The sequence below is a fragment of the Tateyamaria rhodophyticola genome (assembly GCF_047777875.1).
Classification (GTDB): Bacteria; Pseudomonadota; Alphaproteobacteria; order Rhodobacterales; family Rhodobacteraceae; genus Tateyamaria.
The window spans coordinates 1,626,441-1,642,003 of record NZ_CP180519.1 but is presented as its reverse complement, the minus strand read 5'-3'; the positions used below and the strand labels follow the sequence as shown (position 1 = coordinate 1,642,003).

Annotated in this window: 14 protein-coding genes; 9 read left to right on the top strand and 5 right to left on the bottom strand. The window is 57.4% G+C overall.

The window, feature by feature from the left end; genetic code table 11:
• The first annotated feature begins 286 nt into the window (after nt 1–286).
• From hemJ to ACERHN_RS09690, 7 genes are all read left to right on the top strand, one after another.
• Nucleotides 287–736 carry a protoporphyrinogen oxidase HemJ gene (gene hemJ, locus ACERHN_RS09720; protein WP_415922434.1) on the top strand — a complete coding sequence of 150 codons (450 nt, stop codon included), beginning with the start codon at nt 287–289 and terminating at the stop codon, nt 734–736.
• Between the two features lie 126 nt (nt 737–862).
• Nucleotides 863–2,152, top strand: coding sequence for a transcription termination factor Rho (rho, locus tag ACERHN_RS09715; RefSeq protein ID WP_415922433.1), 1,290 nt, complete (start codon nt 863–865; stop codon nt 2,150–2,152).
• A gap of 45 nt (nt 2,153–2,197) precedes the next feature.
• The gene (gene mnmE / locus ACERHN_RS09710; protein WP_415922432.1) at nt 2,198–3,481 is read left to right on the top strand and encodes a tRNA uridine-5-carboxymethylaminomethyl(34) synthesis GTPase MnmE; all 1,284 of its coding nucleotides are present in this window, start codon (nt 2,198–2,200) and stop codon (nt 3,479–3,481) included.
• A complete protein-coding gene (gene mnmG, locus ACERHN_RS09705; protein ID WP_415922431.1) occupies nt 3,447–5,354 on the top strand; it encodes a tRNA uridine-5-carboxymethylaminomethyl(34) synthesis enzyme MnmG in 1,908 nt (635 codons plus the stop codon). The genes mnmE and mnmG overlap by 35 nt, the downstream gene beginning before the upstream one ends.
• Nucleotides 5,351–5,962 carry a 16S rRNA (guanine(527)-N(7))-methyltransferase RsmG gene (rsmG, locus tag ACERHN_RS09700; RefSeq protein ID WP_415922430.1) on the top strand — a complete coding sequence of 204 codons (612 nt, stop codon included), beginning with the start codon at nt 5,351–5,353 and terminating at the stop codon, nt 5,960–5,962. Before mnmG ends, rsmG begins: the two co-directional genes overlap by 4 nt.
• Nucleotides 5,955–6,764, top strand: coding sequence for a ParA family protein (locus ACERHN_RS09695; RefSeq protein ID WP_415922429.1), 810 nt, complete (start codon nt 5,955–5,957; stop codon nt 6,762–6,764). Before rsmG ends, ACERHN_RS09695 begins: the two co-directional genes overlap by 8 nt.
• Nucleotides 6,765–6,767: 3 nt before the next feature.
• On the top strand, nt 6,768–7,655 hold the full coding sequence (locus ACERHN_RS09690; RefSeq protein ID WP_415922428.1) for a ParB/RepB/Spo0J family partition protein: 888 nt from the start codon (nt 6,768–6,770) through the stop codon (nt 7,653–7,655).
• On the opposite strand, the gene hemW is transcribed toward ACERHN_RS09690, so the two are convergent.
• Genes hemW through rph form a run of 3 tightly spaced genes read right to left on the bottom strand, consistent with a single transcriptional unit; the run spans nt 7,652 to nt 10,108 of the window.
• Nucleotides 7,652–8,794, bottom strand: coding sequence for a radical SAM family heme chaperone HemW (gene hemW, locus ACERHN_RS09685; protein ID WP_415922427.1), 1,143 nt, complete (start codon nt 8,792–8,794; stop codon nt 7,652–7,654). The genes ACERHN_RS09690 and hemW overlap by 4 nt on opposite strands.
• Nucleotides 8,787–9,398, bottom strand: a complete 612-nt coding sequence (rdgB, locus tag ACERHN_RS09680; protein WP_415922426.1) for an RdgB/HAM1 family non-canonical purine NTP pyrophosphatase — start codon at nt 9,396–9,398, stop codon at nt 8,787–8,789. The genes hemW and rdgB overlap by 8 nt, the downstream gene beginning before the upstream one ends.
• On the bottom strand, nt 9,395–10,108 hold the full coding sequence (gene rph / locus ACERHN_RS09675; protein WP_415922425.1) for a ribonuclease PH: 714 nt from the start codon (nt 10,106–10,108) through the stop codon (nt 9,395–9,397). Before rph ends, rdgB begins: the two co-directional genes overlap by 4 nt.
• 99 nt (nt 10,109–10,207) lie before the next feature.
• Here rph and hrcA point away from each other — a divergent pair, with 99 nt between their 5' ends.
• The gene (hrcA, locus tag ACERHN_RS09670; RefSeq protein WP_415922424.1) at nt 10,208–11,278 is read left to right on the top strand and encodes a heat-inducible transcriptional repressor HrcA; all 1,071 of its coding nucleotides are present in this window, start codon (nt 10,208–10,210) and stop codon (nt 11,276–11,278) included.
• 3 nt (nt 11,279–11,281) lie between these two features.
• A complete protein-coding gene (locus ACERHN_RS09665; RefSeq protein WP_415922423.1) occupies nt 11,282–11,845 on the top strand; it encodes a nucleotide exchange factor GrpE in 564 nt (187 codons plus the stop codon).
• Nucleotides 11,846–11,857: 12 nt separating this feature from the next.
• On the opposite strand, the gene ACERHN_RS09660 is transcribed toward ACERHN_RS09665, so the two are convergent.
• Both ACERHN_RS09660 and mutS read right to left on the bottom strand, forming a co-directional pair.
• Entirely contained in the window at nt 11,858–12,754 is an 897-nt protein-coding gene (locus ACERHN_RS09660; protein WP_415922422.1) for a hypothetical protein, read from the bottom strand.
• Between the two features lie 77 nt (nt 12,755–12,831).
• Nucleotides 12,832–15,456 carry a DNA mismatch repair protein MutS gene (mutS, locus tag ACERHN_RS09655; RefSeq protein ID WP_415922421.1) on the bottom strand — a complete coding sequence of 875 codons (2,625 nt, stop codon included), beginning with the start codon at nt 15,454–15,456 and terminating at the stop codon, nt 12,832–12,834.
• Between the last annotated feature and the right edge of the window lie 107 nt (nt 15,457–15,563).

Below are 15,563 nucleotides of genomic sequence, written 5' to 3'. Positions count from 1 at the left end.
GTCTGGACGGGGATAAGTGAACGCGTGTGCATAAGGAAAAGTATACAGGTTTATCCACATTTTCACTCGACCATACACTTGCTCAACCCATATCTAAGTTGTTGTTTTTAAGTGATCTTATAAGAGTACTAACAAAACTTTTACAATCGCGCGCCATGTTCTCCCCACCGTGGACAACGCTCTGGGGAACCGGATAATCCCCAGATTCCTGCGTCCCTACAAAATCATCATCCTTTTTCTTTTCTTTTATTTATTTATTAGGACTACGAGGAAAGGGAGTTCCGACATGATTGACCTGCTGTCCAACTTGTATCCTTGGATCAAGGCATTCCATATCATGTCCGTGATCGCTTGGATGGCAGCCCTGTTCTACCTGCCACGGCTGTATGTCTATCACAGTGAACAGGTCGGTTTGACCGGCGAAACACATGTCCTGTTCCAAACGATGGAGCACAAGCTGCTCAAGGTGATCATGAACCCCGCGATGATCGCGACCTGGATATTGGGCATCTGCCTTGCCTTGATCCCCGGCGTGATTGACTGGGGTGCGGTATGGCCCTGGACCAAGCTGGTGGGCATACTTGCCATGTCAGGCTTTCACGGGTGGCTGGCAAAGCAGCGGAAAGCGTTTGCAGCAGGTGGCGATATCCTGAGCGGTAAGCAGTACCGCATGATGAACGAGGTGCCCACGCTTTTGATGGTGTTGATCGTTCTGTCCGTTGTCGTGAAATTCTGAGCGCGTTGACTCGGGCGGCGCTGCCGCTTATGTCCGGTGCTGCACCCCATTCGGGGAAGGCGACAGCTTTGACATTTCTGAAACCGTAACCTGCGCCTCACACGGCGTCGGGGCGTGAGTATTCCCATGACACTTGACCAAGAACCCGTAAACGAACAATTGGCCCTGTCTGATCTCAAGGCGCAAAGCCCAAAAGATCTTCTGGCGATGGCAGAAGAGCTGGAGATCGAAAACGCCTCCACCATGCGCAAAGGCGAGATGATGTTCCAAATCCTGCGTGAACGCGCGGATGAGGGATGGGAAGTCTTTGGTGATGGTGTGCTTGAGGTTCTGCAGGACGGGTTCGGGTTCTTGCGCTCACCTGAGGCGAATTACCTTCCTGGTCCCGATGACATCTATGTGTCGCCTGAAATGATCCGTCAGTGGTCGTTGCGCACCGGTGACACGATCGAAGGGCGCATCAAGGCGCCTGATGATGCGGAGCGATACTTTGCCCTCACAGGGGCCACACGCATCAATTTTGAGGAGCCGGAAAAGGCACGCCACAAGATTGCCTTCGACAACCTTACGCCGCTTTATCCTGATGAACGGCTGACCATGGAAACCGATGATCCCACGACCAAGGATCGGTCGGCCCGGATCATCGACCTGGTTGCACCGATTGGCAAGGGACAGCGGGCGTTGATCACCGCCCCTCCGCGGACAGGTAAGACTGTTCTGATGCAGAACATCGCGTCGAGCATCGAAAAGAACCATCCGGAATGCTACCTGATCGTCCTGCTGATCGATGAACGGCCCGAAGAGGTGACGGACATGCAGCGGTCGGTGAAGGGAGAAGTGGTCAGCTCTACCTTTGACGAACCTGCGACGCGGCACGTGGCTGTGTCGGAAATGGTGATCGAAAAGGCCAAGCGTCTGGTCGAACATAAACGAGATGTTGTTATCCTTCTCGATTCGATCACAAGACTTGGTAGAGCGTTCAACACTGTTGTTCCATCCTCCGGTAAAGTCCTGACCGGTGGTGTGGATGCCAACGCGTTGCAACGGCCCAAGCGTTTCTTTGGCGCGGCGCGGAATATCGAAGAGGGCGGGTCGCTGACGATCATCGCAACTGCGCTGATTGATACGGGCAGCCGGATGGACGAGGTGATCTTTGAAGAATTCAAGGGCACCGGTAACTCGGAAATCGTACTGGATCGCAAGGTTGCCGATAAACGTGTCTTCCCGGCGATGGATATTCTCAAGTCTGGCACGCGAAAAGAAGATCTGTTGGTGGACAAGATCGACTTGCAAAAAACCTTTGTCCTGCGCCGGATCCTGAATCCGATGGGGACAACGGATGCCATCGAATTCCTGATTTCCAAGTTGAAACAGACCAAGACGAACGGCGAATTCTTCGATTCCATGAACACCTGACGGGATCATGGCGTGCCCATGGTTCCTGTCGCGGAGGCGTTTTGAATGGATACCATCTTTGCCTTGGCAACAGCGCAGGGCCGCGCTGGCGTGGCCGTTATCCGTATCTCTGGTCCGGATGCGTTCAAGGTGGCATCTGCCTTGATTGCAGATGTTCCGTCACCGCGCGAAGCCGGATTGCGACGCGTCCGTGATCACGACGGATCGATCATTGATGAGGCGTTGGTGCTGTCGTTTGCAGGTCCGGCAAGTTTCACGGGCGAGGATGTGGTGGAGCTGCATTTGCATGGCAGTCCCGCCATCGTAAGCGCTGTTCTGACCCGTCTGAGTGATCTCGATGCCCGTTTGGCCGAGCCCGGCGAGTTCACACGCCGCGCACTTGAGAACGACAAGATGGACTTGCTGCAGGTCGAAGCGCTGGGCGATCTGATCTCAGCTGAGACCGAAGCGCAACGCAAGCAAGCCATGAGAGGGTACGACGGCGCGTTCACGTCACGGATCGAAACCTGGCGGTCGGACCTGATCCGCGCGGCGGCATTGATCGAGGCGACGATAGATTTTGCTGATGAAGATGTGCCGGTGGATGTCTCTCCCGAAGTGATGGATTTGTTGAAAGGTGTTCAGCAGGAATTGACTGCGGAGTTGCACGGGTTTCGCGCCGCAGAACGCGTGCGGTCAGGGTTCGAAGTTGCGATTGTCGGTCCGCCGAATGCTGGCAAATCCACGCTGTTGAATGCGCTTGCCCGGAGGGACGCGGCGATTACGTCCCATCATGCGGGTACCACCAGAGATGTAATTGAAGTCCGGATGGACTTGAACGGCCTGCCTGTGACGCTTTTGGATACAGCCGGATTGCGCGAGACAGAGGACGAGGTCGAAGCGGAAGGTGTGGCGCGTGCGATGGCGCGTGCAGCGACAGCAGATTTGCGGGTTTTTCTGACGGAAGAGCCCGATCGGATTGGCTTGGCGCCAGAGCCAGATGACATCATCTTGGCACCCAAGGGTGATTTGCGAACGGACGCCGCGGCAACTGTCTCCGGCAAAACAGGTCTCGGGGTTGATCAATTGGTCGAACGATTGACCGCTGTGCTAAGCAGCCGCGCTGCAGACGCCGGGCTTGCCACGCAAGAACGACATCGGGTTGCCTTGGCTTCGGCCGCCCAAGGAATAGGTGCGGCGTTGGAGAAGGTGTCACACGGTCCTGATCTGTATGATATAGCGGCAGAAGATATCAGGTCGACGACTCGATCTTTGGCCGTTCTCATAGGTCGCGTTGATGTAGAGCACTTGCTGGATGAGGTTTTTTCCAGTTTTTGCCTTGGGAAATGATGGAGTGTTTCACGTGAAACAGTTCGACGTTCTGGTGATTGGTGGCGGGCATGCCGGCTGTGAGGCTGCGTGTGCAGCGGCACGTATGGGTGCTGACACCGCTCTTGTCACGATGAAGGCAGCGGATCTTGGGGTGATGTCCTGCAATCCTGCAATTGGCGGCTTAGGCAAGGGACACCTGGTCCGAGAGATTGATGCGTTGGACGGCGTTATGGGTCGGGCCGCAGATGCATCAGGTATTCAGTTTCGATTGCTCAATCGACGCAAAGGGCCGGCGGTGCAGGGGCCCCGGGCGCAGATTGATCGTTCTGCATATCAGATTGCAATGACGCATGAGATCGCGACGCAAGACAACCTGACCTTGGTCGAAGGCGAGGTTGTTGATTTTCTGATGGACGAAAACCGTGTGATCGGAATTCAGCAAAAGGACGGAACCGAAATCCGTGCTGCTTCCGTGATTTTGACCACGGGTACTTTTTTGCGCGGCCTTATCCATATCGGTGACAAAAGCTATGGGGGTGGTCGCATGGGGGATGATGCGGCGACACGATTGGCGGAAAGGATCGACAGCTTTGATCTGCCCCTGGGACGGCTGAAAACAGGAACCCCGCCGCGTCTGAAGGCCAGTACGATCAAATGGAATATTCTTGACGTGCAGGATGCGGATGAGGAGCCAGCGCTTTTCTCTTTCCTCTCCGACGCACCCGCATTGCCGCAGATTGCGTGTGGGATCACGCATACCAATGCGGAAACGCATGCAATTATCGCGGACAACCTGGATCGTTCCGCGATGTATGGCGGTCATATTGATGGTGTTGGACCACGGTATTGCCCATCGATCGAAGACAAGGTTGTGCGCTTCGCAGACAAAGAATCGCATCAAATCTTTCTGGAACCGGAAGGCCTGGATTGTGGCGTGGTTTATCCAAACGGGATTTCGACGTCATTGCCGGAAGATGTTCAGGATGCGTATGTCCGTTCCATCAAGGGGCTTGAAGATGTTGAAATTCTGCAACCGGGCTATGCGATTGAATACGATTATGTCGATCCGCGGGCGCTGGATGCTGATTTAAGCGTTCCAAACGTTCCTGGCCTGTATCTGGCGGGTCAGATCAACGGCACAACGGGATATGAGGAAGCTGCGGCGCAAGGGCTTGTCGCCGGTTTGAATGCCGCTCTGGCTGCGCGTGGTGATGAACCGCTCATTTTCCGCCGCGACAACAGCTATATTGGTGTGATGATCGACGATCTCACGACGCGGGGTGTGACGGAGCCTTATCGGATGTTCACGTCGCGGGCCGAATTTCGTTTGTCGTTGCGCGCGGACAATGCGGATCAACGGTTGACGGGTTTGGGCATTGGTATCGGGTGTGTGCGTGAGCGGCGACGACACATCTTTGAAGCCAAAATGCAGGAATTGTCCGCTGCGAAGGCATTGATGGAGCGTACGCTTTATACGCCGAAGCAAGTTCTGGCCGCAGGGATTCATGTGAATCAGGACGGAACCAAGCGCTCGCTGTTCCAATTGCTCGCCTTTCCAGATGTGGCATTCAGTGATCTCGAGCCGCTTGAGCCTGAATTGGCGTCTGTCGCATCGCCGATCAGGCAGCAGCTTGAACGCGATGCGCTTTACGCAAATTACGTGGATCGCCAGCGGCAGGACGTGGAGAGATTGAGAAAGGATGAGAAGCACCGCATTCCGGCGGACTTCGACTTTCAAGCGGTCACTGGCCTGTCGAACGAGTTGCGGTCAAAGCTGGAACGCGTTCGCCCGCACGACCTTGCACAGGCGGGTCGCATTGATGGGATGACACCGGCGGCTCTTGCTTTGATCCTTGGGCGTTTGCGGTTTCTCGAAAAGAAGCAAGCATGACCACTGTCCCGCGCTGGCTTGAACGGGATGTTTCACGTGAAACACTCGATGCTCTTGAAGAATATGCGGCGTTGATCCTCAAGTGGACGCGCAAGATCAACTTAATTTCGGCATCGACGCAGGACGAGATATTTGACCGTCATATATGGGACAGTGCGCAGATCTATTCCGGTCAGACTGGAACGTGGGCCGATTTGGGCAGTGGTGGCGGCCTTCCTGGTGTTGTGATCGCGATTCTGCGTCAGGGCGATGGAATCCGGGATTCGACCGTTCTGATCGAAAGCGATCAGCGCAAGGCAACCTTTCTCCGAACATGTGGGCGAACCTTGGGGCTCAACCTGAAAGTCGTCGCAGAGCGCATCGAGACAGCAGATCCAGCGCAAGCGGCTGTTGTTTCCGCGCGCGCGTTGATTAATTTGCCGGAATTGCTCGCATTTGCGGATCGCCATTTGGCAGAAAACGGAACCTGCGTTTTGTTGAAAGGTGCGACATGGCAGCAAGAAGTTGCACAGGCCCGGCGTCACTGGCAGTTCTCTTGTCGCGAAACACAGAGTAAAACGCACGCACAAGCGGCTATTCTTGAGATAAGGGACATTGCACGTGTCTGACCCAACCCGTCCACCAGGGGCCAAAATTGTATCTGTCGCAAACCAGAAAGGTGGCGTTGGCAAGACGACAACCGCGATTAACCTTGCCGCCGCGTTGGCGGAACAAGGATGCAAGGTCCTTGTTGTTGATCTGGACCCCCAAGGGAATGCGTCCACGGGCCTCGGCATCGAGATGGAAGACAGGGAATACACAACCTATGAACTGCTTCTCGAAGACATTGATCTGCATCAGGTTATCCTGAAGACGGACCTGGAAGGGCTTTCGATTGTCCCGGCAACAGTTGATCTAAGCTCGGCGGATATCGAGCTTGTCTCAAATGAAAAACGCAGTTTTCTTTTGCACGACGCTTTGCGTCAAACCGCGATGGATTCATTTGAATTCGACTACATATTGATAGATTGCCCGCCCTCGCTCAACCTGTTGACCGTTAATGCCATGATCGCGTCCCACTCCGTGCTTGTTCCGTTGCAAAGTGAGTTCTTTGCGCTCGAAGGCTTGTCACAGCTGATGCTGACCATTCGGGAGGTGCGGCAGACGGGAAACCCGGACCTGCGCCTGGAGGGGGTTGTGTTAACCATGTATGATGCGCGTAACAACCTATCCCAATTGGTCGAGCAGGATGCGCGGAGCAATCTGGGTGATGTGGTGTTTCAGACAAAAATTCCGCGCAATGTGCGCGTGAGCGAAGCACCGTCTTTTGCCATGCCAGTCCTGCAATATGATCCGTCGTCCAAAGGCGCCGCGGCATATCGAGCATTGGCGCGGGAGATGGTCGAAAACAACAGCGGGAACAGGGGGTAAGAGATGGCCGGTAAAGACAAGAAACGTGGGCTGGGTCGTGGCCTTTCCGCCTTGATGGCTGACGTACATGAACCGCAGGCGTCATCCGGAACACCGCGGAGCGCCGATCTCCGCGTTCCAATTGACCAAATTGCACCGAACCCCGATCAGCCCCGCAAGCAGTTTGATGCCGCGCAATTGGCTGATCTTGTCGCGTCGATCAAGGAAAAGGGCGTGCTCCAACCCTTGATTGTTCGCCAAGTTGGATCGACCTATGAAATCGTGGCAGGTGAGCGCCGCTGGCGCGCCGCACAGCAGGCGCAACTGCATGAATTGCCCGTTGTTGTGCGTGATTTCACGGATGAAGAAGTGCTCGAAGTTGCGATTATCGAAAACATCCAGCGCGCCGATCTGAATGCGATTGAAGAAGCGGCAGGCTATAAGCAGCTGATGGATCGGTTTGGCCACACGCAGGAAAAGATGGCCGAAGCGCTGGGCAAAAGCCGGAGCCATATCGCCAACCTGTTGCGGTTGCTGCAATTGCCGGATGGCGTCCAAACCTATGTCATGGATGGCCGGCTAAGCGCGGGTCATGCTCGGGCCTTGATCACATCCGACGATGCAGAGGCGTTGGCGAAACAGGTTGTGAACAAAGGGTTGTCCGTGCGTGCGACCGAAGCGCTCGTCAAAAAGAGCGCTGAGGGCAGCGACACCAATATTTTCAAGAGCGAGCCGTCAGGCAAGCCCGCAAAGGACGCCGATACGCGTGCGTTGGAAGACGATCTGTCAGCGGCCACAGGCGTCAAAGTCGCCTTGAACCATAAAAGCGACGGCGAGAGTGGGCAATTGGTCTTGAACTATAGCAATCTGGAACAACTGGACGAACTGTGTCGCAAACTCAGCGCGCCTTAGGTCAAAATCTGTCTCAGGATCTCATTCAAGAGCATAAACCCTTGATCTTGAACGATTAATTTTTGATCCTTCACTGCTATCAGGCCAGCGTCTTCGAGATCCCGCAATGTACTTTCTGCGATAGGCGCACCGGTCAGTGCCGCGTAACGGCGCAGATCGACGCCTTCTTTCAAGCGTAAGCCCATGAGCATGTATTCGGTCGCTTCATCCGCGCGCGACAGCGGCGTGCGTGTTTCGCGATGGGCGCCCGTTAACCAAGCGTGAGGCATGCGAGCCTGTTCCGTGGAAAAGCGCGTGCCATCGACCGTCAGGCGCCCATGCGCACCGGGGCCGATCCCGACATAGTCGCCGTAGCGCCAATAGATCAGGTTATGGCGCGATTCTGCACCGTCGCGGGCGTGGTTTGACACCTCGTATCGCTTCAGGCCCGCAGCGGCAGTCAGTTCCTGTGTCATGGCATAGAGATCGGCGGACAAGTCGTCATTTGGCAGACCAGGCAGCTTGCCCGCATCGTACCGATCTCCGAAAGCTGTCCCAGCCTCGATGGTCAATTGGTAGAGCGACAAATGATCCAAGCCGAGGGCAAGAGCGTGTTCAAGCTCAGCTTTCCACTCGGTTAGAGACTGATTTTGGCGCGCGTACATCAAATCAAAGCTGACACGCTCGAAGGCGTCGCGCGCTATATCGAATGCGGCAAGCCCTTCTTTCGCCGTGTGCAGACGACCAAGGGCACGGAGGTCATCGTCGTTCAACGCCTGTATGCCCATTGATACACGGTTCACGCCGGCGGAGCGGAAATCGGCAAAGCGCGCGGCTTCTACAGATGTCGGGTTTGCCTCGAGCGTGATTTCCATATCGTTTGCCGTTGGCCACGTGTGGTGCACGGCATCGAGGATGGCCCCGACCACGCGCGGCTCCATCAGGCTGGGCGTGCCGCCGCCGAAGAAGACGGAGTGCAAGACGCGCCCGGACGTTTCAGCGCCGAGCCGTTCGATTTCGGACAGGTAGGCCGCGCACCATGCGTCGTGGTCAATGCTACGCGACACGTGGCTGTTGAAATCGCAATAGGGGCACTTGGCCGCGCAAAAGGGCCAATGAATATAGAGGCCAAAGCCCCCGCTTTGCCAGTCTTCAGCCAAAGCAGCCTGCGATCAGTTTTTTGAAACTGTCGGCACGGTGCGAAATGGCGTTTTTCTCGTCATGGCTCATTTCGGCAAAGGTCCGGTCGTGGCCAATGGGCTGGAACATCGGATCATAGCCGTGACCCAGTTTGCCGCGCATGGGCCAGACAAGCGTACCTTCGGCGGTGCCCTCAAAGATTTCTTCGTGCCCGTCAGGCCATGCCAGCACAAGGGTCGAGCAAAAGCGCGCGGTCCAGGGCTGCGGTGCGTTCTTTGCGAGCAGTTCGTCGTGCGTGCGGGTCATGGCCATGACAAAGTCACGGCCCTGAGGCGTTTCGGCCCAGTCGGCGGTGTAGACACCGGGGGCGCCGTCGAGCCCATCCACCTGAATGCCGGAATCGTCGGCCAGAGCGGGCAGGCCGGTGGCCTTCACCGCAGCGATGGCCTTAATCCGGGCGTTGCCGATGAACGTGTCTTCGGTTTCTTCTGGTTCGGGCAGATCCAAGGCGGCCGCACCCACGACAGACACGCCGAAGGGCGCGAACAGCTGCTCCATCTCTTCGAGCTTGCCTGCGTTGTGGGTCGCGACCAGTATCTTGTCGCCTTCGAACCGGCGGGTCATGCGGTCGCGGCCTGTTGTGCGGCGACCAGTTCGCCCACGCCTTTTTCAGCGAGATCCATGAGGGCATTCATCTGGTCGCGGGAGTAGGTGGCGCCTTCGGCGCTCATCTGCACTTCGATCAACTGCTTGTCGCCGGTCATGATAAAGTTGCCGTCCACGCCTGCTTCGCTGTCTTCGGGGTAGTCTAGGTCAAGCACGGGCTGGCCTGCATAGATCCCGCAGGAAATCGCGGCGACGGGGGACACGAGCGGATCGGTGATCACGTCACCGGCTTTCATCAGCTTGTTGACGGCCAGACGCAGCGCGACCCAGCCTCCGGTGATCGACGCGCAGCGGGTGCCGCCGTCGGCCTGCAGCACGTCACAGTCGATGGTGATCTGGCGTTCACCCAAGGCCACCCGATCGACACCGGCGCGCAGGGACCGGCCAATCAACCGCTGAATTTCAACGGTACGCCCGCCTTGTTTGCCCGACGCGGCCTCGCGGCGCATCCGGGTGTTCGTGGCGCGGGGCAGCATCCCGTATTCCGCCGTGACCCAGCCCAGGCCAGAGCCTTTAATGAATGGCGGCACCCGGTCCTCAATCGTGGCGGTGCACAGCACATGCGTGTCGCCCATCTTGATCAGGACGGACCCCTCGGCGTGTTTGGTAAACCCGGTCTCGATCACAACGGACCGCATTTCGTTCAACTGTCTTCCCGAGGGGCGCATGTCGCATTCCTTTTTCTGGTGAGTCCGACCTAGCGCCGGGGGCCCTTGGTGCGCAACCCCGATTGACCTTTGAATCCTGCGGCCTTTATTTGAAAGGTGATGACAGACGCGCGCACATTGCTGGAAGAGATGAACGACCGGTCGCGGGAAGTGTTCCGTCGCGTGGTCGAGGGATATCTGGACAGCGGCGACCCCGTCGGGTCGCGCACGCTGACCCGAGATTTCAGTGAAAAGGTGAGCGCAGCGACGATCCGCAACGTGATGCAGGATCTGGAGTTCATGGGTCTGCTGGACAGCCCGCATGTCAGTGCAGGGCGCATCCCGACGCAGCTGGGGCTGCGGATGTTTGTGGACGGCCTGCTTGAGGTTGGCGTGCCGGATGACGGCGACCGGGAAAAGATCGAAGCGACGCTGGGCACGAACGAAGGGGACGTGGGTGGTCTGTTAGACCGGGTTGGTTCGGCTCTGTCCGGTGTGACGCAAGGCGCGTCGCTGGTGCTGACACCCAAGCAGGAAGCGCCGATCAAACACCTCGACTTTGTGCCGATCAGCACGGATCAGGCACTGGTCGTGCTCGTCTTTGCAGATGGGCACGTGGAAAACCGTCTGTTCCAGCCGCCCAAGGGGCAAACACCCAGCTCGATGCGCGAGGCGGCCAATTTCCTCAACGCGATGATCGAGGGGCGCACCCTGTCTGAGGTGAAAACGACCGTGCAGGCGCAGATCGCCACACGTCGTCAGGAGCTGGATGCGCTCAGCCGCGCGATGGTGGAAAGCGGGCTTGCCACCTGGGAAGGCGATGGCGATACACCCGAACGGTTGATTGTGCGGGGTCGGTCCAACCTGCTGAGCGATTCGACAGAAAGCGAGGACCTGGAGCGCATCCGCAGCCTCTTTGATGATCTCGAACGCAAGCGCGACATCGCCGAGTTCCTTGATCTGGCCCAAGAGGGTGACGGTGTGCGTATTTTTATCGGGTCTGAGAACAAACTTTTCTCACTTTCGGGTTCCTCTTTGGTGGTTTCCCCATATATGAACGCGGATCGAAAGATCATCGGTGCGGTTGGGGTCATCGGACCCACGCGGCTCAATTATGGGCGGATCGTTCCGATCGTGGATTACACAGCGCAGTTGGTCGGGCGAATGCTGTCGGACCGCGGTGAAAGGTGAAAAATGGCAGAGCCCAAGAACGAAGACTTTCTCGATGACATCGATATGGCGGAGGAAGAAGTCTACGCCGACGACATGGCCGAGATTGACGACGAAGCGCTTGAGATTGATCAGCTTCGTGCCGAACGGGATGAGCTGAAGGACCGGTTCATGCGCGCGCTGGCGGATGCCGAAAATACGCGCAAGCGGTCGGAAAAGGATCGCCGCGAGGCCGAGAATTACGGTGGGTCGAAACTGGCCCGCGATATGCTGCCTGTCTATGACAACATGAAACGCGCGCTCGAGGCGGCGACGGATGAACAACGCGAAGTGTCCGGCGCCCTTCTCGAAGGGGTTGAGCTGACGATGCGCGAACTGCTGAACGTGTTCAAGAAACACGGAATCGAACGCATTTCACCCGAGGTTGGCGAAGTGTTTGATCCCCAGCACCACCAAGCCATGTTCGAGGCTCCGGTGCCGGGGACCAAGGCAGGCGAGATCATACAGGTGAGTGCGGAGGGCTTCATGCTGCATGATCGCCTGCTTCGGCCGGCGCAGGTAGGCGTAAGCTCTACGCCAGCGAGCTAAAATGACTTTGGTTTAAAATCGGCTGAGGTAATTGCGGAAGGTCCAGAACTCCATTTCGAAACCCCAGGTGCCTTTGAGCGAGTTGAAATATTTCTCGCCGGTTTGCATGCGTGTTTGAAATCCCTTGTTTGAATAGGCATTGAGCAGCGTTGCCATCTTTGTTTCGGCCAACGCTGCGACCAGAATGAAATCGTCACTTGATGGCGTCCCGTTACCCGATGATATGGGCAATGCCCGCAGGATCGATGACGCCTTTGGCGCAACCAGCCGTTCGACAACAGGTTGGAGCGCCTTTTCAAACTGTTCCGACTTGAAAAACCCGGTCACGATATTGTCGCGCACCAGAAACTTCGACACCTCGGTGTATGCATCCTCGAGCAAGGGGCGCCAGTCTGACTCATTGAAGTTGTTCGCGCGGCCCAAGGCCAACATCTCATCGACCTCACCATTACGGCCAAACGCCTGACCGTTGAGGGTCTTTGGCGCATTGGCCGGGATAGCAGGGGCAACTGGAGCAGCCGGTGTCGTTGATGCAGCACGCCTCGCAGGTGTTTTTTTCCGACGGCTGAAAACCTTGTTGACCAGTGTGAACCCAGATTTTGGCTTGACCTGCGCCGGTTCTTTGGGCCGCAAGTGTGGGTACATCTGGAAGATGACCTCGTCTTCATCCTGATCGCCAAAGCCGAAGTCGAACCCGAATCCGCCAAGCCCATGATCCTGGCGTGCGATGTAGGTGTCATAGATCGCTTTGATGTTCCGCTGCCGGGCGACGTCCATCAGGAATTCGATTTCAGCGCCTGCTGCACGGTGTTTTGCGAATTGGCGGAAAGCCGGATGAATTTCTGTCTTGTCATCCAACAGGTCGTCCATGTTTTCCGGCATCTCTTTGCCGCAGCATACCAGTGTCATTTGTCTGTCCCTCGTTTTCACGTTCACGAGAGAAAGGTGTGAGCAGGCGGAATTATTCGGTCAGGAATTCCTGACCTTCAGGATTTGACCGCGTCTTTCAGCCGGTAAAGCGCATCAAGTGCCTCGCGGGGGGTCATCTCATCCGGATGGATGTCGTCGAGCATGTCGATGGCGGGCGAAGCCTGAACTGCGACAGGTTGCGGTGGGGGTGCTGCGGCGAACAGCGGCAGGTCGTCGATGATCGCCTTTTGATTGCCGCCCTCCCGTTCGCCCTTTTCCAAAGCGTCCAGAACTACGCGTGCGCGCGCGATTACGGCGGGGGGCAGACCTGCAAGCTGCGCAACCTGCACACCATAGCTGCGGTCGGCCGCCCCTTTGTGTACTTCGTGGAGAAAGACAACCTCCCCCTCCCATTCCTTGACCGCGACGGTAGCATTATCGACACCGTCCAGTTTTGAGGCGAGCGCCGTCATCTCGTGGTAGTGTGTCGCAAAGAGCGCGCGGGATTGGTTGACGTCGTGCAGATGTTCGAGCGTGGCCCAGGCGATGGACAGGCCGTCATAAGTCGCCGTGCCGCGCCCGATCTCATCCAGAATCACCAGCGCACGGTCATCGGCCTGATTGAGGATCGCGGCAGTTTCCACCATCTCCACCATAAAGGTCGACCGCCCGCGCGCGAGGTCGTCGGATGCACCAACGCGGCTAAACACTTGAGAGACGAGGCCGATATGCGCGGACGTGGCGGGAACGTAGCTCCCCATTTGCGCAAGGATTGCGATCAGGGCGTTTTGCCGGAGGAAGGTCGATTTACCCGCCATGTTCGGCCCGGTCAGCAGCCAAATGGCTGCGCTGTCTTCGGCGTTGAGCGTGCAGTCATTGGCGATGAACGGCGCGCCGCTTTGCTTCAACGCAGCCTCAACCACCGGGTGCCTGCCGCCGACGATCTCAAAGGCGCGAGAGCTGTCGAGAATGGGCTTGCACCAATCTTCGGTCACCGAAAGGTGCGCGAGTGCCGTACATACATCGAGTTCCGCAAGCGCACGGGTCGTCTGGCTGATATGCGCGGCTTGATCCAGAATCCGGGTGCGCAAGGTTTCAAACAGTCGCTTTTCGATTTCCAGCGCCTGACCGCCCGCATTCAGAATTTTCGTCTCTAACTCGGACAGTTCTACGGTAGTGAACCTCACCTGGTTCGCTGTTGTCTGGCGGTGGATGAAGGTTTCGTTCAGGGGTTCGGACATCATCTTGTCCGCATGGGTCGCGGTGACTTCGATGAAGTAGCCCAGCACATTGTTGTGCTTGACCTTGAGCGCCGAAACACCGGATTGGCTGGCATAGGTTTGCTGCAATTGTGCGATGACGGACCGGCCTTCGTCTCGCAACGTGCGCGCTTCATCCAGTTCGGCATCGCACCCTGTGGCGATAAACCCACCATCTCGCGCCAATAAGGGCGGCTCTGCCACCAGCATCTCATCCAGTGTCGCCACAAGATCATCATGGCCCGCGAGGTCAGAGACTGCGGACGCCAGGAGATCCGGCAGATCTGTGTTCAGCATTTCGTTCAATTGCTGCGCCTGGGTCAGCCCGGACCGGATGGCAGCAAGGTCTCTTGGTCCACCGCGTTCGAGGGCCAGCCGCGACAGCGCGCGGTCCATATCGGGCACGGGCTGCAATGCTGTGCGGATGCTTTCGCGTTCAGAACCGTTTTCGACGGTATGGCTGACGGCTGCCAGTCTGCCGGAAACAGTCTCTAAATTGCGGGAAGGCGATGAAATACGCCGCTCCAACAGCCTGGCCCCGGCGGCGGTTACGGTGCGGTCGATGACGCTCAACAGCGATCCGGCACGACCACCGGACAGTGCTTCGGTCAGCTCAAGGTTTCGCCGGGTTGCTGCATCAATCTGAACGGTGCGGGATACGCTTTCCTGTGATGGAGGTTGCAGCAAAGGCAGTTTGCCTTTTTGCGTGATCTCCAGATAGGCGACAAGAGCACCCATCGCCCCCACCTCTGCCCGCGAGAACGTTCCAAACGCATCAAGCGTTGCCGTTTTGAACAGAGCGGAAACGCGATCTTCGCCTGCGGTGCTGTCAAACGACGCGCGACCCAGCGGTGTGAGTGCGACGCCGAAATCGTCGGCCAACGCGCGCATTTCCGCTTCGGCACTGTCTGATACGATCAGTTCAGACGGAGCAAGACGCGCCAATTCAGGCCCTAACAGGGCCAAATCGACGGCCATAACATGAAAGGCGCCGGTCGAGATATCGACCCAAGCCAATCCTCCGGATCCTCGAACTTGGGCGTAGGCGGCGAGAAAGTTGTGCCGCCGCGCCTCCAGCAACGAATCTTCGGTCAAAGTGCCCGGCGTCACGAGCCGCACGACATCGCGTTTGACCACCGATTTGTAGCCACGCTTCTTCGCCTCCGCCGGGCTTTCCATCTGCTCGCATACGGCGACGCGGAACCCCTTGCGGATGAGCGTCAGCAGATACCCTTCGGCAGCATGCACCGGAACGCCGCACATCGGGATGTCCTGATCGTCATGTTTGCCACGCTTGGTCAGCGCGATATCCAACGCCTCGGCCGCGGCGACGGCGTCGTCAAAGAACATCTCGTAGAAATCGCCCATGCGATAGAACAGCAGCGCCCCTTCGTGCGCTGCCTTGATCTCAAGATATTGCGCCATCATCGGCGTCGTCGACATGCCCGGCCCCCCGTTTCGCGCGACCTTACAAAGCGCCGTGGCCAAGCGAAAGCCAAAGTCGATTGAGGCGGGCAGGGCGCTGGGCTATGACGGCGCGACGCGGAGGA